The organism is Sphingomonas sp. NY01 (genome assembly GCF_038809135.1).
In the GTDB taxonomy this organism is placed as follows: Bacteria; Pseudomonadota; Alphaproteobacteria; order Sphingomonadales; family Sphingomonadaceae; genus Sphingomonas; species Sphingomonas carotinifaciens.
Genome location: NZ_CP101722.1, coordinates 1,148,711 through 1,171,459, shown reverse-complemented (window position 1 = coordinate 1,171,459; position 22,749 = coordinate 1,148,711). Strand labels below are relative to the sequence as shown.

25 protein-coding genes and 1 pseudogene are annotated in these 22,749 nt (G+C 65.6%); 14 read left to right on the top strand and 12 right to left on the bottom strand.

Annotated elements, in window-relative coordinates:
* Nucleotides 1-21 precede the first annotated feature (21 nt).
* Nucleotides 22-1,140 (top strand): tail fiber domain-containing protein, encoded by a 1,119-nt coding sequence (locus NPJ82_RS05815; protein ID WP_342658642.1) that lies wholly within the window; start codon nt 22-24, stop codon nt 1,138-1,140.
* A 5-nt stretch (nt 1,141-1,145) separates the two neighbouring features.
* Here NPJ82_RS05815 and NPJ82_RS05810 read toward each other — a convergent pair whose 3' ends face one another.
* On the bottom strand, nt 1,146-1,487 hold the full coding sequence (locus tag NPJ82_RS05810) for a hypothetical protein (protein ID WP_342658641.1): 342 nt from the start codon (nt 1,485-1,487) through the stop codon (nt 1,146-1,148).
* A 209-nt stretch (nt 1,488-1,696) separates the two neighbouring features.
* On the opposite strand from NPJ82_RS05810, the gene NPJ82_RS05805 reads away from it, so the two are divergent.
* From NPJ82_RS05805 to NPJ82_RS05790, 4 genes are all read left to right on the top strand, one after another.
* Nucleotides 1,697-2,182, top strand: coding sequence for a hypothetical protein (locus tag NPJ82_RS05805; RefSeq protein WP_342658640.1), 486 nt, complete (start codon nt 1,697-1,699; stop codon nt 2,180-2,182).
* The gene (locus NPJ82_RS05800; protein ID WP_342658639.1) at nt 2,179-2,484 is read left to right on the top strand and encodes a hypothetical protein; all 306 of its coding nucleotides are present in this window, start codon (nt 2,179-2,181) and stop codon (nt 2,482-2,484) included. The genes NPJ82_RS05805 and NPJ82_RS05800 overlap by 4 nt, the downstream gene beginning before the upstream one ends.
* Nucleotides 2,485-2,785: 301 nt before the next feature.
* Nucleotides 2,786-3,316 carry a TIGR02594 family protein gene (locus tag NPJ82_RS05795; protein ID WP_342658638.1) on the top strand — a complete coding sequence of 177 codons (531 nt, stop codon included), beginning with the start codon at nt 2,786-2,788 and terminating at the stop codon, nt 3,314-3,316.
* Nucleotides 3,313-3,732 (top strand): hypothetical protein, encoded by a 420-nt coding sequence (locus NPJ82_RS05790; protein ID WP_342658637.1) that lies wholly within the window; start codon nt 3,313-3,315, stop codon nt 3,730-3,732. The genes NPJ82_RS05795 and NPJ82_RS05790 overlap by 4 nt, the downstream gene beginning before the upstream one ends.
* A 370-nt stretch (nt 3,733-4,102) precedes the next feature.
* Here NPJ82_RS05790 and NPJ82_RS05785 read toward each other — a convergent pair whose 3' ends face one another.
* The 3 genes from NPJ82_RS05785 to NPJ82_RS05775 all read right to left on the bottom strand — a co-directional run bounded on the left by NPJ82_RS05785 (nt 4,103) and on the right by NPJ82_RS05775 (nt 5,613).
* Nucleotides 4,103-4,369, bottom strand: a complete 267-nt coding sequence (locus NPJ82_RS05785; RefSeq protein ID WP_342658636.1) for a hypothetical protein — start codon at nt 4,367-4,369, stop codon at nt 4,103-4,105.
* Between the two features lie 11 nt (nt 4,370-4,380).
* Entirely contained in the window at nt 4,381-4,608 is a 228-nt protein-coding gene (locus NPJ82_RS05780) for a hypothetical protein (RefSeq protein ID WP_342658635.1), read from the bottom strand.
* 111 nt (nt 4,609-4,719) lie between these two features.
* A complete protein-coding gene (locus tag NPJ82_RS05775; protein WP_342658634.1) occupies nt 4,720-5,613 on the bottom strand; it encodes a DUF5677 domain-containing protein in 894 nt (297 codons plus the stop codon).
* An 803-nt stretch (nt 5,614-6,416) separates the two neighbouring features.
* Between NPJ82_RS05775 and NPJ82_RS05770 the strand changes: the two genes are divergently transcribed.
* The 4 genes and pseudogenes from NPJ82_RS05770 to paoC all read left to right on the top strand — a co-directional run bounded on the left by NPJ82_RS05770 (nt 6,417) and on the right by paoC (nt 12,516).
* Nucleotides 6,417-7,619 carry an acyltransferase family protein gene (locus tag NPJ82_RS05770; protein WP_342658633.1) on the top strand — a complete coding sequence of 401 codons (1,203 nt, stop codon included), beginning with the start codon at nt 6,417-6,419 and terminating at the stop codon, nt 7,617-7,619.
* 1,093 nt (nt 7,620-8,712) lie between these two features.
* Nucleotides 8,713-9,344, top strand: a pseudogene (gene paoA / locus NPJ82_RS05765) (aldehyde dehydrogenase iron-sulfur subunit PaoA).
* On the top strand, nt 9,341-10,300 hold the full coding sequence (locus NPJ82_RS05760) for a xanthine dehydrogenase family protein subunit M (protein WP_342658632.1): 960 nt from the start codon (nt 9,341-9,343) through the stop codon (nt 10,298-10,300). Before paoA ends, NPJ82_RS05760 begins: the two are co-directional and overlap by 4 nt.
* The gene (gene paoC / locus NPJ82_RS05755) at nt 10,297-12,516 is read left to right on the top strand and encodes an aldehyde oxidoreductase molybdenum-binding subunit PaoC (RefSeq protein WP_112384006.1); all 2,220 of its coding nucleotides are present in this window, start codon (nt 10,297-10,299) and stop codon (nt 12,514-12,516) included. Before NPJ82_RS05760 ends, paoC begins: the two co-directional genes overlap by 4 nt.
* Here the strand turns inward: paoC and NPJ82_RS05750 are convergent.
* Nucleotides 12,473-12,940, bottom strand: coding sequence for a (deoxy)nucleoside triphosphate pyrophosphohydrolase (locus NPJ82_RS05750; protein ID WP_342658631.1), 468 nt, complete (start codon nt 12,938-12,940; stop codon nt 12,473-12,475). The genes paoC and NPJ82_RS05750 overlap by 44 nt on opposite strands.
* 32 nt (nt 12,941-12,972) lie before the next feature.
* Here NPJ82_RS05750 and NPJ82_RS05745 point away from each other — a divergent pair, with 32 nt between their 5' ends.
* The gene (locus NPJ82_RS05745) at nt 12,973-13,176 is read left to right on the top strand and encodes a Flp family type IVb pilin (RefSeq protein WP_267349434.1); all 204 of its coding nucleotides are present in this window, start codon (nt 12,973-12,975) and stop codon (nt 13,174-13,176) included.
* A 113-nt stretch (nt 13,177-13,289) separates the two neighbouring features.
* Nucleotides 13,290-13,460 carry a Flp family type IVb pilin gene (locus tag NPJ82_RS05740; protein ID WP_149681791.1) on the top strand — a complete coding sequence of 57 codons (171 nt, stop codon included), beginning with the start codon at nt 13,290-13,292 and terminating at the stop codon, nt 13,458-13,460.
* A gap of 70 nt (nt 13,461-13,530) precedes the next feature.
* Here the strand turns inward: NPJ82_RS05740 and NPJ82_RS05735 are convergent, their stop codons facing one another.
* The 4 genes from NPJ82_RS05735 to NPJ82_RS05720 are packed head-to-tail and all read right to left on the bottom strand — an operon-like array spanning nt 13,531 to nt 17,328.
* Complete coding sequence (locus tag NPJ82_RS05735; RefSeq protein ID WP_149681792.1) at nt 13,531-14,478, bottom strand: acetyl-CoA carboxylase carboxyltransferase subunit alpha; 948 nt, start codon at nt 14,476-14,478, stop codon at nt 13,531-13,533.
* Nucleotides 14,479-14,529: 51 nt separating this feature from the next.
* Nucleotides 14,530-15,390, bottom strand: coding sequence for a tyrosine-type recombinase/integrase (locus NPJ82_RS05730; protein WP_342658969.1), 861 nt, complete (start codon nt 15,388-15,390; stop codon nt 14,530-14,532).
* 41 nt (nt 15,391-15,431) lie between these two features.
* On the bottom strand, nt 15,432-17,210 hold the full coding sequence (locus NPJ82_RS05725) for a hypothetical protein (protein ID WP_342658630.1): 1,779 nt from the start codon (nt 17,208-17,210) through the stop codon (nt 15,432-15,434).
* Nucleotides 17,194-17,328 (bottom strand): hypothetical protein, encoded by a 135-nt coding sequence (locus NPJ82_RS05720; protein ID WP_260173116.1) that lies wholly within the window; start codon nt 17,326-17,328, stop codon nt 17,194-17,196. Before NPJ82_RS05720 ends, NPJ82_RS05725 begins: the two co-directional genes overlap by 17 nt.
* Nucleotides 17,329-17,408: 80 nt before the next feature.
* On the opposite strand from NPJ82_RS05720, the gene NPJ82_RS05715 reads away from it, so the two are divergent.
* The 3 genes from NPJ82_RS05715 to NPJ82_RS05705 are packed head-to-tail and all read left to right on the top strand — an operon-like array spanning nt 17,409 to nt 19,188.
* Nucleotides 17,409-17,951: a shikimate kinase gene (locus NPJ82_RS05715; RefSeq protein WP_112384000.1), complete on the top strand. Its 543-nt coding sequence runs from the start codon at nt 17,409-17,411 to the stop codon at nt 17,949-17,951.
* The gene (aroB, locus tag NPJ82_RS05710) at nt 17,948-19,048 is read left to right on the top strand and encodes a 3-dehydroquinate synthase (RefSeq protein WP_342658629.1); all 1,101 of its coding nucleotides are present in this window, start codon (nt 17,948-17,950) and stop codon (nt 19,046-19,048) included. Before NPJ82_RS05715 ends, aroB begins: the two co-directional genes overlap by 4 nt.
* Nucleotides 19,048-19,188: a DUF2256 domain-containing protein gene (locus NPJ82_RS05705; protein WP_112383998.1), complete on the top strand. Its 141-nt coding sequence runs from the start codon at nt 19,048-19,050 to the stop codon at nt 19,186-19,188. Before aroB ends, NPJ82_RS05705 begins: the two co-directional genes overlap by 1 nt.
* Before the next feature lie 3 nt (nt 19,189-19,191).
* Here the strand turns inward: NPJ82_RS05705 and NPJ82_RS05700 are convergent, their stop codons facing one another.
* From NPJ82_RS05700 to NPJ82_RS05690, 3 genes are read right to left on the bottom strand one after another with little or no spacing between them, the layout of a single operon-like run.
* Complete coding sequence (locus NPJ82_RS05700; RefSeq protein ID WP_342658628.1) at nt 19,192-20,406, bottom strand: cyclopropane-fatty-acyl-phospholipid synthase family protein; 1,215 nt, start codon at nt 20,404-20,406, stop codon at nt 19,192-19,194.
* Nucleotides 20,407-20,445: 39 nt separating this feature from the next.
* Nucleotides 20,446-21,810: a deoxyribodipyrimidine photo-lyase gene (locus tag NPJ82_RS05695; protein WP_342658627.1), complete on the bottom strand. Its 1,365-nt coding sequence runs from the start codon at nt 21,808-21,810 to the stop codon at nt 20,446-20,448.
* Nucleotides 21,807-22,727, bottom strand: a complete 921-nt coding sequence (locus NPJ82_RS05690) for a histone deacetylase (protein ID WP_342658626.1) — start codon at nt 22,725-22,727, stop codon at nt 21,807-21,809. The genes NPJ82_RS05695 and NPJ82_RS05690 overlap by 4 nt, the downstream gene beginning before the upstream one ends.
* Nucleotides 22,728-22,749 lie beyond the last annotated feature (22 nt).

Below are 22,749 nucleotides of genomic sequence, written 5' to 3'. Positions count from 1 at the left end.
CCCTTCATCTGAGGACCTGCCATGACCTATTCTGTGGGTACGATCACGCTCACCAACGGGAGCCGGGTAGTCACCGGCGCCGGCACGAAGTTCGTTGCCAACGTGTTGCCCGGCTTCCTGCTGATCCCGGTGGGCGGCAGCGCTGCCGTCATCGCCGAGGTGAACAGCGACACGCAACTGACGCTCGCCCGTCCTTGGGTCGCGGCCACGCTCAACGGCACCGGCTATGACATCGTGGAAACGTCAGGCGGAGACGTCGACCTCTCCCTGCGCGCGCTGGCGATTCTCAACACCTTCGGGGCTGTCCGAGACACCGTCGGTCAGGGCATGTTCCAGGATGGTGGCGTAGGCGCTCCGGGCTTCCGCTTCATCGCCGATCAGGACACTGGCATCACCCGCCTAGCGCCGAATGTGCTTGGATTGATCGTCGGAGCAGCGGTGCGGATGCAGATCGCACCGGACATCACGTCTATCCAGGACGTGGTCAATATCGCTGGCGTGGCCCCGAGCATCTACTTCTCCAGCAACGTGGCTGCATGGTCGGTGTCGACGCCCGCCAACACCAACGGCATCTCGTTTGTCGAACGCCAGTTTGGATCGGAGAAGCTGCGATTGGAGGCGGGCGGCGCGTTGCGGCCTGGTAACGACAACGGCCAGACGCTTGGCTCAGGCGGCTTCCGCTGGTCGGTGGTCTATTCCGGCACCGGCTCCATCAACACGTCGGACAAGCGCGAGAAGAAGGACATCGGCGATATCCCAGCCGAGTGGCTGGATGCCTGGGGCGACGTGCAGTGGCAGCGATTCCGCTTCCGCGATGCGGTGAAGGCCAAGGGCGAGGAAGCGCGCTGGCACCTGGGCCTGATTGCTCAACAGGTACAGGAGGCGTTCGCCGCGCGCGGTCTCGATGCCCGCGAGATCGGCCTGCTCTGCCATGACGAATGGGAGGCGACGCCTGCCGTCAAGGAAGTGCGTAACGAGGATGGCGAGATCGTCACTCACGCTCAGCCTGCCCGCAAGGCCGGCGATCGTTGGGGCCTGCGATATGACGAATGTCAGGCGATTGAAGCGGCTTGGCAGCGTCGGCGCATTGGCGAACTGGAGGCGGCTGTAGCCGCTCTGCAAACCATGCCTGACGGTTAAGAGCCTTACCGTTTGTAACGCTTCGATGGTTGTCGAGCATCGTGACTACCCTGCGTAAGTACACGGGCGCAGACGCTGATCACGAGCGGCCAGAAGATTGTATGGCCGATGTCAGAATAGGTGTCGGCGGCGCGCCATCCGTAGCCGATGAAGTCAACCACCTCGTTCAGCACTTCAAGGCCGACAACAGCGACGAAGGGAATGAACGAGCCCAACGGGCGGCGCGTGATTGCCCACGTTGCCACGAGGATCAGCAAGCCCCCGTGCGTGTGCAGGATTGGATCGGTGTAGCCGGTGTTGACCGCGATCCACTCTTTTGCAGCGTGATAAACCTCGGGAATGCTCATTTCCGCGCCCTGAACCCTAACGTATCCTGAGCACAAGAAAAACTGCGGGGATGGCCGGCGCCACGGGAGAAGACGCCGGCCGCGGGGAGTGTCGCTGTAGCCGGGGGACGGCGTAGCCAGCGAACGAAAGCCTTCTACGCGGGCGGCCGTATCGGGCGCCTGACCATCACATGACAATTCCGCAATGAAGCGGATCGGAGAAGCACGACATGACCACCATGACGTCGGCTGCGCATGCGGTCGTCCAGACTTCGGCGGGCGGATCGATACGCGCAGGCGTGTGGACCGGCGTCATTCTCGCGGCGATCGGCGTCGTGTCCCTCATCGTCCGCCAGTGGGGCCCATGGCAGATCATCGCCCGGGACACGCGCCGTGCGGACATGGAGGGCATGGGCCGGCGCATCGCCGACTTGGAAAGCCGGCTCGATCGCCAGACGGTGCAGCACGAAGCGAAGCTGGAGCAGGAGCGCGCTCAGCATGCGGCCGAGTTGCAGATCATGCGGCACCGGATGAACAACTTGGACCAGTGCCTCACGATGTTGCTGGCGCTGATCGAACTGGACCCGGCCAAGGCGCGCGAGTCTGCGGCGCGCGTCCGCCAGATGCGCGAGCGTCAGGAAGCGAACGAGGTCGCGGAGAAGGGCGCAATCGCTGCGGCCCGCATCGCCCCGGCCGGCTCGGAGGATGCGGCATGAACGACGTCGACCGCCACTGGCGCTACGTCATCGCCCTAGTGCTGATCATCGGCTACCTGGCGCTCGCCGGCGCGGCCTTCTTCCATGAGGTGCCGCCCAACAACACCCGCTTTGTCGACGGCTATTTCACTGGCTTGGGGCCGATCGTGGGTGCTGCCGTCGCGGCCGTTCTCCAAGTCGGCAAAGGCGCCAGCGCGCAGCAAGACGCGAACCTCGCCACAGCGCTCGACAAGCTGCCTCCGGTGACCACCGGGACGGGGCCAGCAGAACCCGCGGCACCACGTGACATCGACAAGCTCTAATCTGCGGTTGGGGGCGGCCAAAAAGGGAGAAAGGCCGCCCCGCTGCCGCATCGTTTGGGCGCGCACAGCAGCAGCGGCTCAGCCGCTCGAGGCCGCACATAGTAGCCATAGTTCACGGCGGGAAGCCTGTGCGCGCGTGCCATTTCGACGCACCGTCAAATAAACGGGCCCGCCCCGGGTGGGGAGGAGGCGGGCCCGTTGAGGCTGTGAGCCAAACAGCTGTGGGAGAGTGGCGCTGGCTCGATCGCGTCAACAACGCCCGCGCTGGGCGGTTCCGACGTTAACCTTGAAAGGAAAAATGATGAAGAACGAACCGGCGTGGCTTCGGGCCGCGCGAGCACGCATCGGCGTGCGCGAGGCGCCCGGCACTGGCAACAGCCCGATCATCATGGGCTGGGCCAAGCGGCTGGGCGTGAAGGTGCTCGGCATTGCCTACAATGCCGACAGCGTGCCCTGGTGCGGGGTCTTCGTCGCAGAGGCTCTGACCGCCGGCGGGATCGACCTCGCGGCCGAAGGGATGCACCGCATGCGGATCGCGGTGCGAGCGAAGGCGTGGGCGGACTGGGGCTCGGCACTGCGGCCGGATCGCGTGGCGCCTGGTGCCGTGCTGGTCTTCGATCGGGCCGGGGGCGGCCATGTCGGCTTCTATGTCGGCGAGGACGCGCGAGCCTACCACGTCCTGGGCGGCAACCAGTCGGACGCGGTGAACATCATGCGCGTCGAGAAGGCGCGCTGCATCGCGATCCGCTGGCCAAAGGGCGAGCCGGTGATCGGGTCGCCCGTGCTGATGAAGGCGATCGCGGGCATCCCGCTGTCGACCAATGAGGCATGACGTGGGCCGCGGCGCTCCGCTTCTGGCCCGCCATCCCGGTCCTGCTGCTCGGACTGTGGGTGGCGCGGCTCGACCATCTCCGCGCAGGCTATCGCGAGAAGGCGATCACCTGCGCGTCCGGCCGCATCGTCGACCGCGCGAACGGCGAACGCGACGTCGCCAAGGCTGAGACGGCACACGTCAGGCGGGAGGCGGCCGCGACCGCTTCCTACGCCGCGAGCTTGGCGACGCGCGAGCCGCTGATCATCCGATCCACCAACACAGTGAGGGAATATGCGAATAGTGATGCTGGGCGCGTGCTGTGCCGGGCTCCTGACCGGGTGCGCGCGATCGACGAGCTCGACGCAGAGCTTGCCCGTCCTGCCGGCAGCCGCGCTGGTGCCGTGCCTGCCGACGCCCCAGCACCGGCAGGCTGACGGCAGCGCCTCCGCGGCGGACGACGATGCCACGATCCGTGACGGCCGCTTCGATCTGGCGGCGTGCGAGGCGCGGCGCCGGCTGCTGGTGGACGCGTGGCCTCAGTGACGGCGCGCAGGAACCCGCATCAGGATTGCGCTCCTGCGGCTTCACCTCGCGTCGGCCAATCCGGCTCGGTAGAATAAGGGCGCTTGCCGCAGCGCGAACATCGGAGGCGCCGGCAGAGCGCGGGCACCTTCGCCGCGTCCGGCAGCATGTCGACGTTGACCGAGGCCTCGTGGCCGCACCGGCAGCGAGCGACGACGTTGCGAACCCGATGGGTCCTCATGTTGCCCAAGCTCATCCATAGCGCCTCGTCGAGTTCGGGCCTCATCGCCGCCAGAGATCGCGAACGCCGAGCCCCCTCTCCTCCACGCCGAAGAACTCGGCCAGCGTCCGATGATCACCGGGAGATAGCGCGGCCGGGTGGCCGTCGTTCACGAAGCGGCCGAGGTAGCCGTCTCCTCGGCCGAGCATGCGGGACAAGGCCGCATAGCTCTCCCGCGATGCCTGCACCCGCTGCGCCAGCGTCCGGCGCGGGCATGGCTCATGGTAGCGGCTGACGCGCTCGACTTGCTGGAACGGAGGCCGGCGCATGCTCCGGGGCATCAGTAGCAGAGCCAATCTGTCTCGGCCTCGTCGACGGCTTCGAACATGTCGCCATCGGCCTGCATCTTGTTGAGGTGCTTGCGAACGTCGTCCGGAGATCCGTTGAACGGGAACTGGCGGTCCAGGCGGACGGCGGTCACCAGCTGGCCGACAAGGCCGGATCGATCCTGCTGCGCCTTCAACCATTCGGTAAAGGCCGGGCGCGTGTCTGTAGCGGTCTGCATCATCGTCTCCATGGGCGATTCGAGGACGGCATACTGCCCTTTGTTCCTCGTATGTTCCACATGGAAGTATGTAGGAACGTGCGACGGTCAAGGTAGGGATGTGCCGTCTGAACGCTAAACGATGGTACTTACGCCCCCTCCTGCGTCTCGCTGCTCTTTCCTCATAGTATCCGTATGTATCAAGAGCGCATGCAATTCGGCTTCATTGCCGTCGATCGCCACAATCGTACAGAACATGGACAGTGCCACGCCCAAGCCTATACAAAGGACTGGCAGGGCTTCGGCGAGGGAGTCCGGGTCTGGACCGATTATATGCCCATCATAAGAACCATCCTGATTGCGCTTCAGGTATCGGTGAAGGCTATTGAGCGAGTTATGCGCGGAGCCTGCGCTAAGGTGCTTGTACGCATCGTAGTAGCTATACAAACCGCCACGCTTCGCAGCATCCTGTATAGAAACGGTATCAGCTCTGATTATCTTAGAGTCTAGATCAGCAATCCTTTGTCTAAGCTGATCTTCCATGTCTGGATTTGGCTGGTAAGCGCCATCTCTATACTGTTCTAAGTAATATTTAGCCCTTGCCTTTTGTGATTTGCATTCGTCGTTGATGAACGCGCGCCTTGCTGCCTCAGGATCACAATCAATAAATCCGAGCCAAAATGCTATCTCATAGATGCTGCGAGACAGTGTGTCCCCTTCTGGAGCCATGCCTCGCTGATAAAGGATGATTGCTCCTTGGAAAGCTGACAATGCCCGCCAAATCATGCGGGTCGCCAATGATATAGGATGATGGCTAGAGAGGCCTACAACTTCGTTCTCACGGCGATATAGCGCGGCGAGGCCCGCCCGATTTAGTGATGCAGCATGCGCGAACCATTCGGCATGCTGACGAACGACAGCAGGGACAGCCTCGTCTATGAAAGGCGACAGGAAACCCTCCTTGCGGAAGGCATAAACAAATTCCTGCTCGGTACAGCTGAGGCGAGGAATATCGTCTTCGGTCATCATTGCTCTCGTGGGTGCTGCTGAGCGTTAAACCAATTACCTGCTGCCAGCAGTTATGCCGCTCCGGCGTTCGTTGCCGCTGACGGGGTGAAGCTGAACGATCCGCCGATCTCCAGCAAGCCGCCCGGCTCTCGAAACTGCGTCATTGCAAAGGTTCTAGACATTGCATCAATGCGCTGCTGGCGGAAGTGCGCTGCACGCGGCCACGTAAAAACGGCCGTTTGATCCGTCCAAAAGGTTAGCCCTGCTTCTCGGGAGGGCGCAGATATGCGTGACCATTTCCACACACGTTAGCCATGCTAAGTTACTGCGATTCAACGTTTAGTAGAAGCCCGGTCGGGCCTCCATCCTTCTTCCGAAAATAGCAGATTTCAGCCGTTTTCGGAGGAGGGTTTGGCTAACACATGCCTCTTCCTTTGGCTTACCTATGGCTCCCCCTGCGAATGAACAAGATGTTGGCCGCCCGCTTCCAAGAGGAAAGCGCGGGGAGTGCCAATAGACTAGAATGGCGCGCTAACGCGGAAGACCTCCATGCCAGGAGATAAATATGCGCAACATCAGCGGGTGATATTCAATCCGGCCTTCGAGGATATGCGCGACGCATTACGCATGCGGGAGCAGGCGTACTTCGATACCGGAATGGCTTGACCGGTCAGACCGAACTTCTCCTGCATCTGTAGCGGCACTCAATTCATTGGTAGCGCTGTACTAAAATTGTACGTTGTAAAATAACGCACCGGTACGGCGGCTTAGTTGACTGCTATGCGCCCATCGCGGCGCGGGCTCGAAGCCGCGATGGGGGAATAATGGCACACGATGCGATTGCTTCGGCGGATTATATCCGCACGAAACCTGCTGGGCGTCTCGACTTCATGGATGCAGCGCGAGCGATTATGCTCTTGCTGGGAATACCGTTCCACGCATCTGAAATGTACCGAATCTCGGGTGGCTTTGGCATTGATTCCCCGGACAAAAGCTTTCTAGCCTCGCTGATCTCAGGTATTATTCATTGCTTCCGGATGCCGTCATTTTTCATCCTTAGCGGCTTTTTTGCGGCGTTGATCCTCTCAAAGCGCGACACAAGCGCCTGGATCAAAGGCAGGATCTACAAACTCGGCGTCCCGTTAATTGCCACTACACTGACGCTGGGAATTGTCGAAGAAGCGATCACCATGATGTTCAACAGCAAGCTTGGCCCGCTTTCATCCCTCGTCGCCGCGTCTCACGCAAGCGTATTGGACTGGGTCGGCCCTCGCTGGTTCCTGATTACTTTACTGATGTTCTGCATCTGCCTGCTGCCACTCGCATCGGTCTTGCAGAAACAGAACACCGGGGTCGGTCGAGACTGGACAAATGTGCTCAACCCCACCGTGAAAAAAGTCGTCTTTTTGTCTTTGCTGGCTGCCGTCCCCGTTATCGCGATTGTGCTGGGCAAAGTCGCAGCATTGGCTAGCGGCGGTGACCCATGGACGAAATATTACGCCATATCCTTCGTGAGATACTCAACTTTCTTCTTCTTCGGCGTATTGATGCACATGTCGCCAGCTCATTTTGAGCAATTTATGAAATTTGACCGCACGGATAGCTTTTTGGCCATAACCATTATCGCATTATACCTTATCACTTACTTCGCCTTCTACGAAAAAGTCGCGCTGGCATCGCAGAAGGGATGGCATCCTCTATCCATGACGAGAATCGCTATAGAGACAGCGGCAGGTTTTTACGCTTCGAAAGCCTTTTTCACCTTAATGCGCCGCTATTTTTCCCGAAAAAGCGCGGTAGTCATGTATATCGTTGATGCTTCGTTCTGCATCTATCTGGTGCATGAAATGTTTCTGCTCAGCATCGGAGGAGCGTTGCTGAACATTGGAATGGCGCCGATGATCGAAATCATATTGATATGTGCCGGCACGCTAATCGGCTCAACGGCCGTCTATGAATTAGCGCGAAGGTCATGGCTTTTGGCGCAAGCGCTGAACGGAGGTGAGTTCAAGCGCATGGCGGCGTGATTCCGAGGCACGTGCCGCTAATCACGGTGGTTTGATCGCGCTGCCGCAACGGCGGACACTGCTATCCCGCGTATAACCGTCGGCCAGTAGGATGGCGCGCGGGTTACGGCTGATCATCAAGCTGCGTGGCGGCAGCTTTTCCAGATCGCGCCGGCGATGTAATCATTCAGCGCATCCTCGTCGTCGAAGACGCAAATCCTCCACCGTGTTTGCTCCACCATCATAATTCCTTGTGGACTTCACAAGGCATTCTCCATCGCAATTACCAGTTTGTTCTGAGAACACTCGGGAATGTGCATCAGTCGCGTGCATCTCGCCTTCAAGGCGCTGGTCGCGCTCTATGAAGTCACACAGACGGGGTGGTACCTGTAGAGCAGCCTCCGGTTCCTGCTCGCCTACCTGTAGAGCGTCCGCCGCGACGACCGAGCATGCATCGACCCGTTCTGGCAGACATGCCAGGTCACGTCATCAGGGCCGCAGCCTGGCTATCAGCCCGGCAGCTACCTCAACATCTGCTGTGAGGCCGTCGCGTGTAGTGCGGGCGCGACCATCAGCAACGAACTTTTAGAGCGCATTGAACCGCTGCTGATGCGGGCGGTGCGTGGATCCGATCTGGAGTCTCGATCAGCACGAACAGGTCGGCCGTGAGCTTGCCTTTTTTATCAATCAAGTGCGGTTCGCGACGACGCAGATAAGTCAACCAATTAAGCGATCCATAGGGATAAAATGTCGTGCACGGGACGCGCGGCTTTGCGTTGCCGCATCTGCACATACCAACCACGATAAGCGTGTGCTTGATGGTCTTGTTAGTAGCCCGGTCGAACCGCTATTTCGATAATAAACTGCCCCCGTAGCGCGCGGACGCTGTATCTTAGTGGATACAATACGAAGGTTTCAGTTATTAACCAATCACGTCCCTTTTCGGTTTCATGAAGAAAATTGTTGGTGCGTTTCTGGACGGTTGGCAGGGCCGACGGCTCCCGATACGCATTTTCGCAGGTTATGCTTGCGATCCGGCGTGCACGCCCTTCCCGCCTGATATCACGGGCGATCCATCACCGGCCCGCCTCGATGGGCCAAGGAGCTAGATGACATGGACACTTCCGGCGAACGCGCGATTTCACGGCGCGGGATGCTGGTCGGCAGTGCCGCCTCGGCCGCGTTGACCGCGGTGCCGGCGGACGCGCAGACCCCGCCCCCGCGGCCCAGCCCAGCATGATAACCGTGGCGATGGAGGTGAACGGCAAGCGGCGCGAGTTGCAGGTCGATACCCGCACGACGCTGCTCGACGCACTGCGGGAGCATTGGCGCCTGACCGGCACCAAGAAGGGGTGCGACCATGGCCAGTGCGGCGCCTGCACGGTGATCGCGGACGGCAAACGGATCAACGCCTGCCTGTCGCTGGCGGTGCAGCATCAGGGCGACCGCATCACCACCATCGAGGGGCTGGGCCAGCCCGGCGACCTGCATCCGATGCAGGCGGCCTTCGTCAAGCATGACGGCTATCAATGCGGCTATTGCACGCCGGGCCAGATCTGTTCGGCGGTCGCGGTGCTGGACGAGATCCGGGCCGGCGTCCCCAGCCATGTGACCGCCGACATCACGGCTGCCTCGCCGATGACGACGACCGAGATGCGCGAACGGATGAGCGGCAATCTGTGTCGTTGCGGCGCCTATTCCAACATCGCCGAGGCGATGGCCGAAGTCGCGGGAGCGAACGCATGAAGCCCTTCAGCTATGAACGCGCCCGGACGCCCGCAGAGGCGGCGGCCGCGGTGGTGCAGCGGCCGGGCGCCAAGTTCCTGGCAGGCGGCACCAACCTCCTCGACCTCATGAAGCTGGAGATCGAGGCACCGACCCATCTGGTCGACGTGCAGGACCTGAAGCTGGACCGGATCGAGGAAACGCCGGAGGGCGGCCTGCGCATCGGCGCTTTCGTGTCGAACACCGCGCTGGCCGCCGACATGCGCGTGCGCCGCGATTACGCCGTGCTGTCCCGCGCGATCGTGGCGGGCGCGAGCGGACAGTTGCGCAACAAGGCGACCACCGCGGGCAATCTGCTCCAGCGCACCCGCTGCCCCTATTTCTACGACACCAACCAGGCGTGCAACAAACGCCGGCCGGGTTCCGGTTGCGCGGCAATCGGCGGCTATTCGCGGCAATTGGCGGTGGTGGGCAGCAGCGATGCCTGCATCGCGACCTATCCCGGAGACATGGCGGTCGCGATGCGCGTGCTCGACGCACAGGTGGAGACGGTGAACGCCGCCGGTGCGACGCGGACGATCCCGATCGACGCGTTCCACCGCCTGCCCGGCAACACCCCGCATGTCGAAAACGCGCTGCAACCCGGCGAGCTTATCACCGCGGTCACCCTGCCCCGTCCGCTGGGCGGCCATCATGCCTATCAGAAGGTGCGCGACCGCGCTTCCTATGCCTTTGCGCTCGTCTCCGTGGCAGCGGTCATCCAGAAGGACGGCACCGGGCGCGTCGCGATCGGCGGCGTGGCACACAAGCCGTGGCGGGTGGAGGCGGCCGAGGCGGCCATGCCGCAAGGTTCGAGGGCGGTGTCCGCCCGCCTGATGGCCGGGGCCCGCCCGACCCGCGACAATGCCTTCAAGGTTCCCCTGGTGGAACGCACGCTGGCGCTTGTCCTCGACGAAGCCAAGGAGGCGCGCGCATGAAGTACGAACAGCCAGCCGGCACCAACGTGCTCGACCGGATGACGATCGTCGGGAAACCGACCGACCGGATCGACGGCCCGCGCAAGACCACGGGCACCGCACCCTATGCCTATGAACGCCACGATGTCGCGCCCGGCGCGGCCTATGGCTATGTCGTCGGTGCAGGCATCGCCAAGGGGCGGGTGACCGCGATCGACACCGCCGCCGCCAAGGCCGCCCCCGGCGTCATTGCCGTGATCAGCACGCTCGACATGCCCAAGCTGCCGCTCAGCCGGATGAACACCGCGTCGCTGTTCGGCGGGCCGGTGGTGGAGCATTATCATCAGGCGATCGCGCTGGTGGTGGCCGACACGTTCGAGCAGGCGCGCGCCGCCGCGGGCCTGCTGCGCATCGACTATGCGCGCACCAAAGGTCGGTTCGACCTGAAGGAAGCCGCGCCGACCGCCCCCTATACCGGTGGCGACAGCGGGGAAGGATCGGGCGCGCCGCCGATCGACCGCGTCGGCAATTTCGACCGCGCCTTTGCCGCGGCACCGGTGAAGCTCGACGCCGCCTACACCACGCCCGACGAAAGCCATGCGATGATGGAGCCGCACGCCTCCATCGCGGCGTGGCAGGACGGCAAGCTGACGGTGTGGACGTCGAACCAGATGATCGCCTGGGGCAAGCGCTCGCTCGCCACCACGCTGGGGCTGGACCCGGCGGATGTGCGGATCGATTCGCCCTTCATCGGGGGCGGCTTCGGCGGCAAGCTGTTCATCCGCGCGGACATCGTGCTCGCGGCACTGGGTGCGAAGGCGGCGGGCCGCCCGGTCAAGGTCGCGCTGACCCGGCCGATCATGGCGAACAACACCACGCACCGTCCCGCCACCATCCAGCGCATCCGCCTGGGCTGTACCCGTGACGGCACGATCACGGCCATCGCGCATGAAAGCACCAGCGGCAACCTGCCCAAGGGCGATCCGGAAACCGCGGTCGCGCAGACCAAGCTGCTATATGCCGGCAAGAACCGCATGACCGCGCTGCGCCTGGCCGTGCTCGACCTGCCGGAAGGCAATGCGATGCGCGCCCCCGGCGAGGCGCCCGGTATGATGGCGCTGGAAATCGCCATGGACGAGATGGCGGAAAAGCTGGGCATGGACCCGGTCGCCTTTCGCGTGAAGAACGATACGCAGGTCGATCCCGAGGACCCGAAACGTCGCTTTTCGCAGCGCCAACTAGTCCGCTGCCTGGAAATGGGTGCGGAACGCTTTGGCTGGTCCGCGCGCAATCCGAAGCCGGCACAGGTGCGCGACGGCCGCTGGCTGGTCGGCATGGGCATGGCCGCCGGTTTCCGCAACAGCCCCACCCAGAAGTCGGCGGCACGCGTCGGCATCGATCGCAAGGGTGTGGTGACCGTCGCCACCGACATGACCGATATCGGCACCGGCAGCTACACGATCATCGCGCAAACCGCCGCGGAAGCGATGGGCGTGCCGCTGGACAAGGTGGTCGTGCTGCTCGGCGATTCGGACTTCCCCGCCTCCGCCGGCTCAGGCGGCCAGTGGGGCGCGGCGAACAGCACGTCCGGAGTTTATGCCGCATGCATGAACCTGCGCGCCAGCATCGCGCAGCGGCTGGGCTATGATGGTCCCGACGTGACCTTTGCCGATGGCGAGGTCCGCTCCGGCAACCGCCGTGCGAAGCTGGGCGACGCAGCGGGCCGCGACGGCCTCTCGGCGGATGGCCAGATCGAATATGGCGATCTCGACAAGCAGTACCAACTATCGACGTTCGCCGGACATTTCGTCGAAGCGGGGGTGGATGCCTATACCGGCGAGGTGCGGGTGCGCCGGATGCTGGCGGTGTGTGCCGCGGGCCGGATCATCAATCCCAAGTCGGCGCGCAGCCAGGTGATCGGTGCCATGACGATGGGGGTGGGCGCGGCCCTGATGGAGGAGCTGGCGGTCGACACCCGCTTCGGCTTCTTCGTGAACCACGATCTGGCCAGCTACGAGGTCCCCGTCCATGCCGACATTCCGCATCAGGAGGTGATCTTCCTGGACGAAGCGGATGCCTATGCCTCGCCGATCAAGGCCAAGGGGGTGGGCGAACTTGGCCTGTGCGGCGTCGGCGCGGCCATCGCCAACGCGGTCTACAACGCCACCGGCGTGCGTATCCGCGATTATCCGATCACGCTGGAGAAGCATTTGGCAAAGCTGCCGCCGATCGCCTGATCCCGGCGGCATCCCAGGCCAGACAGGCGGCAAGCTGGCGGACCAGGGGCGGGTCCGCCGGCGGCATCGGCAGGCTGGCCATGTCGGCCGGCCGCTCCCAGCGAAGCGCGGTCGCGGCATGCGGCCGTGCCTCGCCCTGCCATTCCCGCATGACATACAGCATCAACAGCAGGTGCCGGTCGGGCAACACTTCGGTCGCGAACCCCGCCGGCGTCAGCGCGTCCGACGCGACCGATATCTCCAATTCCTCCGCCAGTTCGCGAATCAGTGCCGCCTCGGGCGATTCGCCGCGCTCCACCTTGCCGCCAGGAAACTCCCACAACCCCGCCAGCGGCTTGCCCGCGGGGCGTTGCTGGAGCAGCACGCGACCGGCGGAATCGACCAAAGCTGCGGCAACTACCGGAAAAATCACCCGTTCGTTCATTCTTAAGCCCTTACGGATAAGCCGTTTTCTCGATGAAGCTGCGAATCGCGAAGCTGTTGCGCCCTCGGGTGCCCCTTGCCGACCTTTGGCATCAGTCGCGTGGCGCGACCGCCATCGAATACGGCCTGATCCTGGCGCTCGTCTTCCTGGTCATCATCGTCGGCGTCGGCCAGACGGCCGACAGCACCATCGGCATCTGGAATCGCGTCAGCTCCCGCATCGTCAACGCCCGCTGATCGCATCGTGTTTACCCTTTCTTCAAAGGGATAGGGGTAAAACATCGTCGCTGCTCCGGTGTGATGTCCGGTTCAGCCGGGTGATTGACGCTTTGGAAAGCATGGAGACCGGAATGCAGACGATCCGCAAGATTCTCAAGAACAACAAGGGCGCGACGGCCATCGAATATGGCCTGATCGCAGCCCTCATCGCCGTTGCCGCCATCGCCACGATGACGACGCTGGGCACCAACCTGAACAAGACGTTCTCGAACGTCTCGTCCAACATCAACAAGGCCGGCTAAGCCGATCTTGCTCTGACAAGCAAAGGGGCGGCGGAACGATGGTTCCGCCGCCCCTTTTTGCTTGGCGATGTTACAGCCGGCCCATCGCCAGGAACTTGGCGGCACGCGCCCGCTTCAACTCCGCCGCGCTCAATCCGTCCAGATCGCCCAGCGCACCCGATAGCGCATCGCCGAGCGCGCCGATCGCCGCACCCCGGTCGCGGTGCGCGCCGCCCACCGGCTCGGCAACGATCGTGTCGATGACGCCCAGCGCCTTCAGGTCCTGTGCGGTCATCTTCATCGCCTCGGCCGCCTCCGGCGCCTTGTCGGCGGTGCGCCACAGGATCGATGCGCAACCCTCCGGGCTGATCACCGAATAGACCGCATGCTCGAACATCAGCACCCGGTTGCCTGCCGCCAGCGCGACTGCGCCGCCCGAGCCGCCTTCACCGACGATCGCCGACACCACGGGGACACCTGCCGCCAGGCATGCCTCGGTCGAACGCGCAATCGCCTCCGCCTGGCCGCGTTCCTCGGCCTGGATGCCAGGAAACGCGCCGGACGTATCGACCAAAGTCACGATCGGCAGGCCGAATCGATCGGCCAGTTCGACCAGCCGGATCGCCTTGCGATACCCTTCCGGCTTGCCCATCCCAAAATTGTGGCGAAGGCGCGTGGCGGTATCCTCGCCCTTCTCATGACCGAGCACCATGACGCGGCGACCGCGAAACGTGGCGAAGCCGCCCAGGATCGCCTGATCGTCGGCAAAGGCGCGGTCGCCGGCCAATGGCACGAACTCGTCGAACAGCGCCGCGACATAATGCTTGAAGTGCGGCCGTTCGGGATGACGGGCCACCTGCGTCTTTTGCCACGGCGTCAGCTTGGCAAAGGTATCGCGCAACAGCTTGTCGGATTTGGTCTGCAAACGGGCGATCTCGGCTGCGATATCCACCGTCCCGTCGGCGGCGGTTTCCCGCAGCTCGTCGATCCGGTTCTGCAGCTCGGCGATCGGTTTCTCGAAGTCGAGGAAGCTAGGCATTCCGCGCGCCTACGGTGCACCGGCCGGAAAATCAACGAGGGCGCACCCGCCTCAGGCGTCGCGCGCGGCCAAATCGACCAGTGGGTGACGCGTATTCACCAGTTCGACCAGTCGCGCGGCATCGACATGGGTATAGATTTCGGTGGTCGCGATGTCCGCATGCCCCAGCATTGCCTGCAAGGCGCGCAGGTCGGCGCCCCCCTCCAGCAGGTGGGTGGCAAACGCATGGCGCAGGATGTGCGGGCTGACCCGGTCGGGTGGCACCCCCGCTTCCGCCGCCAGCGCCTTCAGCAACTGGTACAACCGGATCCGCGTCAGATGCCCCTTGCCGCTGGGGAACAGCCAGACGCGGTCGGTGGCGACATGCGCGCGCCACGCCGCCACCGCCGCGCGCGCCCGGTCCGATATCGGCACCATGCGCTCCCGACCGCCCTTGCCGCGCAGGATCAGGAACGGCCGGTCGGGATGAACCGCCCCGCGGGGCAGCGCGACCAGCTCGCTGGCACGCAGGCCCGATCCGTAGAGCAGCTCCACCAGCGCGGACAGGCGCAGATCATTGGCGGCTGGGTGCGCCACCGCCAGCCGCTCGGCAATGGCGGCGAACAGGCGATCGACATCGGCGTGGCTCAACACCTTGGGCAGCGCGCGCCGCGTACCCGGCCGTGGCAATGCGGTGCCGGGATCGTCCGCCCGGTGCCCTTCCTCGTGCAGGAACGCGAAGAAACGACGCAAGGCGGAGGATTTGCGGGCCACGCTGGCATGCGACAGGTCGCGCCATTCATGGGTCAGCGTCGCGATCGCATCCGCATCGGCCCGAGCCAATCCGCCGTCCAGCACCTGCGATGCCAGGGACAGGTCGCTGCGATAGGCCGCGACGGTGTTCGCCGCCGCGCCCGTCTCCGCTGCCATCATCTCCAGGAACCGGTCGATCAGCGCGCGGTCCTCAGGGCCGGTCACGTCCGGGCGATCGCCTCGGCCGCGATCATCCGTGCCTCGCCGTCGAAGCCGACGGCGCGCAGCGCGCTGATGATGCGGTACAGCGCCTGTGGCGGCACGCCGCGCCAGTCGCCGGTCTGCATGCCGATCGCGGCGAGCAGCACCACCATGCCGGGCTGGTCGCGCTCCACCGCGCGGTCCAGTGCGCGGGTCCAGCTATTCTGCGCGCCGATCCGCACATCCAGCGCCTGCGCGGCACGCTCGGCATCCTCGGCGCTCATCCGGCCGAGGCCGGCAAGGCCGGCGAACAGCATCTGCTGCTTGCGGCGCGAATCGCCGCCGCTGCCGCCATAGACGGCCATGTCGTCATAGCTGATGCTGGACTGCGCATCGGGATCGGCCAGCAGGATCATCGCCCAGGCGTCGCCGCCTGCCGTCACCGCGCTGCGCCACCGCGCCGCGCTGCGATCCAGCCCCGCCGACAGCATCGACGCGACCAGCCGGTCGCCATCCTCGCTGTCGGCGACCAACGGCAGCCGCGCCGCCGCCCGCGCGGTCAGCACCAGCCGGTCATAGCGTGTCCGCGGCTCGCTGCCCCAGATCTGGCGCAGCGCCGCCAGCCGTCCACCCGCGTCACCGGCCATATAGGCGGTGCGCAGATCGTTCGCGACGGCACTGGCGGCCCCGGGCGCCGAATCATCGTCCGCGACGCTGCCGTACAGATCGACCAGCGCGACATTGGAGAACACGCCCTGCGCCGCGGCACGCTCCGCCAGCGGCAGTCGCTCGGCCAGCGGCAGCATCGGGGATTGCGCCAGCCAGAGCCGCGCCTGTGGTCCGACGCCGTCCAGCATCTCGTCCGGGATGGCGACGCCGGTCGCGTTCGCCAGGCCGAAGCGCCAGACGGTCAGGCGGTCGACGCCGCCCCATTCGATGGTCACCGCGCGCCGGCTGTTCGCGCCGGCGCCGATCACCTTTTCCGCCAGCTTGCGGTCGATATCCTCGCCCAGCCGACGTCGGCGAACGACCCGCATCGCAGCCGTCGCCTCGGCCGACTGTCCCTCCAGCCCGGCGCACATCGCCTGCGCCACCGTCCAGCCGCCCTCCCGCGTCACCGCCGCGCCCCCCGCCGCCAACGGACACAACCCCGCCGCATCCCCCGTCGCCAGCATCGCGTTCATCGCAACCTGGTACAATTTGGACGTGTAGTTCGCAGTGTCGACACCCTGCACCACGGCGCGGGCCGGGGCCGATTCGCCCATGCGCAGCAACAGCCAGGCACGCTCCGCGGCGAAATCGGCGCCGTTCACGGCATCGGGCGTGACCAGACGCGCCGCCAGCGTGCGCCGCAACAGGATCGACATCCAGCGCGACGGCAGCGGTGCGCTCAGGCGACGCATCAACTGTTCGGCAAAGCGCCCGTTGGCCGTGGCGAACGCCGCGGCGTCCACCCCGCCCTCGCGCATGCCCGCCGGCCCGATCAGATCCAGCGAGCGGCGAGCATAGCCCGGCATCTCATATTGGGCGGCAATGGCCGGATCGACGGGGCTGGGCGTGGGCGACGGCGTCGGGCTGGGCGTATCCACCGGCAGCGGCTGCACCACCGCGCCGGGCGGATCGGGCCGCGCGACCGACGGCGGCGGAAGCGATCCTGCCGGTGCCGGGGTCGGGCTTGGCGCCGGATCGCCGAAGCCGGGTGGAAGCAGCGATTCGGGCCGATCCTGCGCCGAGGCGAGCGCAGCCGCGCTCACCAGCCCCAACGTCAGGAATACCGCGCGCTTACTGGAGATTGGCAAGCGAGACCGCCTTCTCGACCTGGGTCGTCGGCCGTTCGGTGGCGCGACCGCCCAGCAGCGCCATGCCACCCACGACCACGACCACGATGACGACAAGCGAGATGACCAGGCGGGACATGGGACGCAAACCTTGGCTATGAAGCAATGTTGCCCGGCGGATGTTGCCGGGCGCGGTCCCGCTGTATAGCGCAGGCGGCGATGTTGCAAAGCCACAACCCCGCCCCCGCCTCATGGGACGGCCAGCCGATCGTGCTGGTCGGGCTGATGGGCGTGGGCAAGTCCACCGTCGGCCGCCGTCTGGCCGCCCGCCTGCGCGTTCCCTTTGTCGATGCCGACCACGAGATCGAGGCGGCGGCGGGCATGACCATCGCCGACATGTTCGAAAAATTCGGCGAGGCGCATTTTCGCGACGGCGAGCGGCGGGTGATCGCGCGGCTGGTCGATGGCCGCCCGAAGGTGATTGCCACCGGGGGCGGCGCGTTCATCAACGACGAGACGCGCGCGCTGATCCTGGAACAGGCGACCGCCATCTGGCTGACCGCCAACACCGACGTGCTGGTCGAGCGGGTGCGCAAGCGCGATACCCGCCCGCTGCTGCGCGGTCGCGATCCGCGCCAGGTGCTGGCCGACCTCGCCGCCAAGCGGAACCCGATCTACGCGCTCGCCCCCATCCACGTATCCAGCCACCGCGGCCCCCATGAGGCCACGGTCGCCGCCATCCTGAAGGCCATCGGACGATGAAGACCGTCACCGTCGCGCTCGGCGCGCGTAGCTATCCGATCCATATCGAGGCGGGCCTGCTGGCGCGCGCCGCGGAATATCTGGCGCCGCTGGCGCGCGGTCGCACGATGGCGATCGTCACCGACGAGAATGTGCGCCCGCACCTCGCCACGCTGCAGGCCGCCCTGACCGCGACCGGCGTTGCCAGCGAGGCGATCGTGCTGCCGCCGGGAGAGAAGACGAAGAGCTGGCCGATCCTGGAGCAGCTTTGCGACCGCCTGCTCGAACTCGGCGTCGAACGGCAGGATCACGTCGTGGCCCTTGGTGGCGGGGTGATCGGTGATCTGGTCGGCTTCGCCTGCGCGATCCTGAAGCGCGGATGCCGCTTCGTACAGATCCCGACGACGCTTCTGGCGCAGGTCGACTCGTCGGTGGGCGGCAAGACCGCGATCAACACGCGCGCGGGCAAGAACCTGATCGGCGCGTTTCACCAGCCCGCCATGGTGCTGATCGACCCGGACGTGTTGGACACGTTGGGGTTGCGCGAGGTGCGGGCCGGGTATGGGGAGGTGGTGAAGTATGGGTTGATAGATGACTTTGCGTTCTTTGAATGGTGCGAGGGGCATGCCGGGGCGCTGTTCGCGGGAGAGGCCGAGGCGCGGGTCCATGCGATCGCGCATGCGGTGGCGGCCAAGGCGCGCATCGTCGCGGCGGACGAGCATGAGACGGCGGGGATCAGGGCGCTGCTGAACCTGGGGCATACCTTCGGGCATGCGCTGGAGGCGGAGGCCGGCTTCTCCGACCGGTTGCTGCACGGTGAGGGTGTGGCGGCGGGGTGTGCGCTTGCCTTTCGCTATTCGGCGCGGCTGGGGCTGTGTTCGGGGCAGGAGGCGATGCGGGTGGCGGCGCACATGCGCGCGAGCGGCCTGCCGGACGGTCTGGCCGCGGCGGGGATCGCCGCATCCGGCGAGACGTTGGTCGCGCATATGCGGCACGACAAGAAGATGAATGCGGGCACCCTGCCCTTCCTGCTGGCGCGCGGGATCGGCCAGACCTTTCTCGACAAGACGGTCGATCTGGCCGACGTCGCCGCGTTTCTGGACGAAGAGCCGCGCTGATGCCGAACGGCGTCGCCAAGCGGGACCTGCCCACCAAGCTCTGTCCCGCGTGCGGCCGGCCGTTCACCTGGCGCAAGAAATGGGCGCGCGACTGGGACCAGGTCGTTTATTGCTCGGACCGCTGCCGCAAGGCGCGGTAGCGCTCAGCGCTTCACCAAAGTGACCTGCGCGACATCGATGCCGCCACCGCGGAAACCGCCCTCGCAATACATCAAATAATAGCGCCACAGCGCGACGAACCGCGCGTCGAAACGGGCCGGCAATCGCCCCTCCGCCACCGCCACATCGAAACGTTCGCGCCAGAGACGCAGCGTTTCGGCATAGTCGAGGCCGAAGGCGTGAGGCGCGTCCCAGTGCAGTCCGCGTGCCTGTGCGAGCTGGCGGAAGCGGGATTCGGAAAGAAGCATGCCGCCGGGAAAGACGTAGCGCTGGATGAAGTCGACGCTGTCCGCATAGGCGGGGAACACGTCGTCGGCGATGGTGATATACTGGATCGCGGCGCATCCGCCGCGCTTCAGGCGCGATGCGATCATGTCGAGATAGGCGGGCCAATATTCCTGGCCGACCGCCTCCACCATCTCGATGCTGGCGATGGCGTCATAGGTGCCGGTGGCGTCGCGATAGTCGGTCAGCGAGACGGAAACGCCGGGCAGGCCGCGGGCATCGACCACCGCCTTCTGCTCGGTGGACAGCGTCAGGCAATGAACGCCGACGCCGGCACCTGCCGCAAGCGCGGCGAACGAGCCCCAGCCGCAGCCGACCTCCAGAATGGTATCGCCCGGTTTCGCACCCGTGCGGTCCAGCACCGCGCGCAGCTTGGCGTCCTGCGCCGCCTCCAGCGACTGGCCGGGCGCGGTGAACAGCGCGCTGGAATAGGTGAGGCCGGGATCGAGCCATTCGCGGTAGAAGTCGTTGCCCAGATCATAATGGGCAGCGATGTTGCGGCGCGATCCGGCGCGGTCGTTGCGGCGGAAACGATGGCCGAGCCGCGCCAGCACCTTCACCACGCCGCCGGCGCGCGCCGCATCGCCCAGCGTCACGCGGTTGCGCATGAACAGGTCGAACAAGGGCACCGGATCGGGGCTGGACCAGTCGCCTGCCGCCCATCCCTCGTACCAGCCCACCGACCCGCCGGTCGCCAGCCGGACGAGCGCGCGCCAGCGGTGCACGGCGACGATCGCCACGGGGCCGGGCGCGCGGCCGCCGAGCAGGCGCTGCGTGCCATCGGGCAGGCTCGCCTCGATCGCGCCCGCCGCCAGCCCGCGGTCGATGCGGTCGAGCAGCCGGTGGAAGATGGGCGCGACCATCCGACTCGACGTGCTGCCGCCCTGCCCCACCATCGCCACGGTTTCGTTCATGGCGCGCCCCATGCACGGCGAACGCGCGGGTGAAAAGGGTCAGCCGCGCATCGCCTTCGCCGCGGCCAATGCCCGTTCGCGTCCCTCGCGGTGGCCGATGATCCTGTGCGGATAGGCCCGGGGGCGTGCGGCGTCGTCGGGATCGTGGATCTGCGCGTCGGAGAGGTCGGCGAGTTCGGGCACCCAGCGCCGGATATAATCGCCCGCGTCGAATTTCTCCGACTGGCCGAGCGGCGCCATGATCCGGCCGAACATGTTGGCATCGATGCCGGTCCCGGCGATCCACTGCCAGTTGACCGAGTTGTTGCCGTAATCGGCATCAACCAGACAGTCCCAATACCAGCGTTCGCCCTCGCGCCAGTCGATCAGCAGGTGCTTCACCAGAAAGGATGCCGCGATCATCCGCACCCGGTTGTGCATCCAGCCGCTGGTCCAGAGCTGGCGCATGCCGGCATCGACGATCGGATAGCCGGTGCGGCCGCGCTGCCACGCCCGCAGATCACGCTGCGCCGCCGCGCCTTTGCGCCACGGCAACCGGTCAAAGGCGCCGCGGCCATTTTCATCGGCATAGCGGGGCAGCGCCATCACCACCCCGTCGGTGAAATCGCGCCAGGCGAGTTCCTTGCGGAATTTCTCCGCGTCGCGCTGCCCCTCGATCGCATGCCACACGGCGCGCGGCGATATCTCGCCGTGATGGAGATGCGGCGACAGGCGCGAGGTGCCTTCCTCCGCCGGCAGGTTGCGGTCCCGCTCATAGCCCGCGACGCGGTCGACGAAATCGGCGAGGCGTTCGCCGGCCTGCGCCTCGCCGGGTTGCCATTCCTCGCCAAAACCGGCCGACCAGTCGGGTCCGGACGGGAGCAGCGCCCAGTCGGCAAGCGCATCGCTATCCGGCCAGCGATCCGGTGCCGGGATCGTCTCGGGCGCCTCCCATGGCGCCTCGGGCGGCAGATGCGCCTGCAACGCGCGCCAGAAAGCCGAGTAGATGCGGAACGGCTTGCCCGACCCCGTCGTCACCGCCTCGGGCGGGGCGAGATGGTTGCCGTCATGCAGGCACAGCCGCTCGCCCAGATCGTCTTCCGCGGCCCGCCACCAGGGTTCGTAATGGCGGATGGCATGGATCGCGCCGGCGCCGCTTTCCTCGGCCAGTTGCGCCAGCACCTTCGCCGCGGGGCCGCGGCGCAGCAGCAGCCGCGAGCCTCGGCTCTCCAGATCGCCGGCGAGCGCATGGAGGCTGTGGTGCAGCCACCAGCGCTGCGCGCCGCCGATCCGCCAGTCGCCGGGTGCATCGTCATCCAGCACATAGACCGGGATGACCGGCCCGGCATCGGCGGCGGCGCACAAGGCGGGCTGGTCGTGCAGGCGCAGATCCTGACGAAACCAGAGGATCGAGGGCTGGGTCATGACGGGGTTCCGGTACGAATGGGGGCAAAGGCGGTGCCGAGCGTCAGGATGGCATCGACATGGCGCCGGGCGATGGCGAGCGCGTCGTCACCGTAACCGCCGCCGACCGTACTCGCGAGCGGTACGCCGCGCCGGATGGCGAGGTCGGCGATCAGCCGCTCGCGCCGGGCAAGACCGTCCAGGCTGAGCGACAAGCGGCCGAGCCGGTCGCCGGCAAAGGGATCGACGCCGGCCTGATAGAGGATCAGGTCGGGCGCGACATCGTCGAGAAAGGGCACAAGGGTGGTGGCCAGCGTGTCGAGATAGCCGTCGTCATCGACGCCGTCGGGCAGACCGACATCCAGTGTCGAGCGCGCCTTGCGGACGGGGAAGTTCTTTTCCGCATGGATCGAATAGGTCGCGATATCGCTTCGGCCGGCGGTGAGCGCGGCGGTGCCGTCGCCCTGATGCACGTCGCAATCGACGATCGCGATGCGGGCGACGGTACCTTCCTCCACCAGCCGGACGGCGGCGAGTGCAAGGTCGTTGAACACGCAATATCCCGCCCCCGTCGCCGCCAGCGCATGGTGGCTGCCCCCCGCGGTATTGGCGGCGAAGCCATGCGCGAGGGCCAGATGCGCGGCCATCCAGGTGCCGGCGGGCACCATCTGCGCGCGGAGCGCGACGGGGGACGTGACGGGAAAGCCGATGCGGCGCGTCTTTTCGGGCGGCACCCGCGCCTCCAGCACCTCCGCGACATAATCGGGGTCGTGCACCGCCTCCAGCCAGTGGCGCGGCATCGCCTCCGGCTGGTGCCAGGCGATACGTGCGCCCTCCTCCAGCAGCAGGTCGCGGATCAGGCCGTTCTTGCCCCAGCGATAGGTGGAACGGGCGGGCGCGGGCGAGACATAGGCGGGGTGATGGACGACATGGATCATGATCTCTAGACAGCCCCTGCCA

Bases quoted from the DNA above. Each gene is read 5' to 3' on its own strand.
- NPJ82_RS05815 (WP_342658642.1), top strand. From the start codon at position 22: ATGACCTATTCTGTGGGTACGATCACGCTCACCAACGGGAGCCGGGTA.
- NPJ82_RS05810 (WP_342658641.1), bottom strand. From the start codon at position 1,487: ATGAGCATTCCCGAGGTTTATCACGCTGCAAAAGAGTGGATCGCGGTC.
- NPJ82_RS05805 (WP_342658640.1), top strand. From the start codon at position 1,697: ATGACCACCATGACGTCGGCTGCGCATGCGGTCGTCCAGACTTCGGCG.
- NPJ82_RS05800 (WP_342658639.1), top strand. From the start codon at position 2,179: ATGAACGACGTCGACCGCCACTGGCGCTACGTCATCGCCCTAGTGCTG.
- NPJ82_RS05795 (WP_342658638.1), top strand. From the start codon at position 2,786: ATGAAGAACGAACCGGCGTGGCTTCGGGCCGCGCGAGCACGCATCGGC.
- NPJ82_RS05790 (WP_342658637.1), top strand. From the start codon at position 3,313: ATGACGTGGGCCGCGGCGCTCCGCTTCTGGCCCGCCATCCCGGTCCTG.
- NPJ82_RS05785 (WP_342658636.1), bottom strand. From the start codon at position 4,369: ATGCGCCGGCCTCCGTTCCAGCAAGTCGAGCGCGTCAGCCGCTACCAT.
- NPJ82_RS05780 (WP_342658635.1), bottom strand. From the start codon at position 4,608: ATGATGCAGACCGCTACAGACACGCGCCCGGCCTTTACCGAATGGTTG.
- NPJ82_RS05775 (WP_342658634.1), bottom strand. From the start codon at position 5,613: ATGATGACCGAAGACGATATTCCTCGCCTCAGCTGTACCGAGCAGGAA.
- NPJ82_RS05770 (WP_342658633.1), top strand. From the start codon at position 6,417: ATGGCACACGATGCGATTGCTTCGGCGGATTATATCCGCACGAAACCT.
- NPJ82_RS05760 (WP_342658632.1), top strand. From the start codon at position 9,341: ATGAAGCCCTTCAGCTATGAACGCGCCCGGACGCCCGCAGAGGCGGCG.
- paoC (WP_112384006.1), top strand. From the start codon at position 10,297: ATGAAGTACGAACAGCCAGCCGGCACCAACGTGCTCGACCGGATGACG.
- NPJ82_RS05750 (WP_342658631.1), bottom strand. From the start codon at position 12,940: ATGAACGAACGGGTGATTTTTCCGGTAGTTGCCGCAGCTTTGGTCGAT.
- NPJ82_RS05745 (WP_267349434.1), top strand. From the start codon at position 12,973: ATGAAGCTGCGAATCGCGAAGCTGTTGCGCCCTCGGGTGCCCCTTGCC.
- NPJ82_RS05740 (WP_149681791.1), top strand. From the start codon at position 13,290: ATGCAGACGATCCGCAAGATTCTCAAGAACAACAAGGGCGCGACGGCC.
- NPJ82_RS05735 (WP_149681792.1), bottom strand. From the start codon at position 14,478: ATGCCTAGCTTCCTCGACTTCGAGAAACCGATCGCCGAGCTGCAGAAC.
- NPJ82_RS05730 (WP_342658969.1), bottom strand. From the start codon at position 15,390: ATGATGGCAGCGGAGACGGGCGCGGCGGCGAACACCGTCGCGGCCTAT.
- NPJ82_RS05720 (WP_260173116.1), bottom strand. From the start codon at position 17,328: ATGTCCCGCCTGGTCATCTCGCTTGTCGTCATCGTGGTCGTGGTCGTG.
- NPJ82_RS05715 (WP_112384000.1), top strand. From the start codon at position 17,409: ATGTTGCAAAGCCACAACCCCGCCCCCGCCTCATGGGACGGCCAGCCG.
- aroB (WP_342658629.1), top strand. From the start codon at position 17,948: ATGAAGACCGTCACCGTCGCGCTCGGCGCGCGTAGCTATCCGATCCAT.
- NPJ82_RS05705 (WP_112383998.1), top strand. From the start codon at position 19,048: ATGCCGAACGGCGTCGCCAAGCGGGACCTGCCCACCAAGCTCTGTCCC.
- NPJ82_RS05700 (WP_342658628.1), bottom strand. From the start codon at position 20,406: ATGAACGAAACCGTGGCGATGGTGGGGCAGGGCGGCAGCACGTCGAGT.
- NPJ82_RS05695 (WP_342658627.1), bottom strand. From the start codon at position 21,810: ATGACCCAGCCCTCGATCCTCTGGTTTCGTCAGGATCTGCGCCTGCAC.
- NPJ82_RS05690 (WP_342658626.1), bottom strand. From the start codon at position 22,727: ATGATCCATGTCGTCCATCACCCCGCCTATGTCTCGCCCGCGCCCGCC.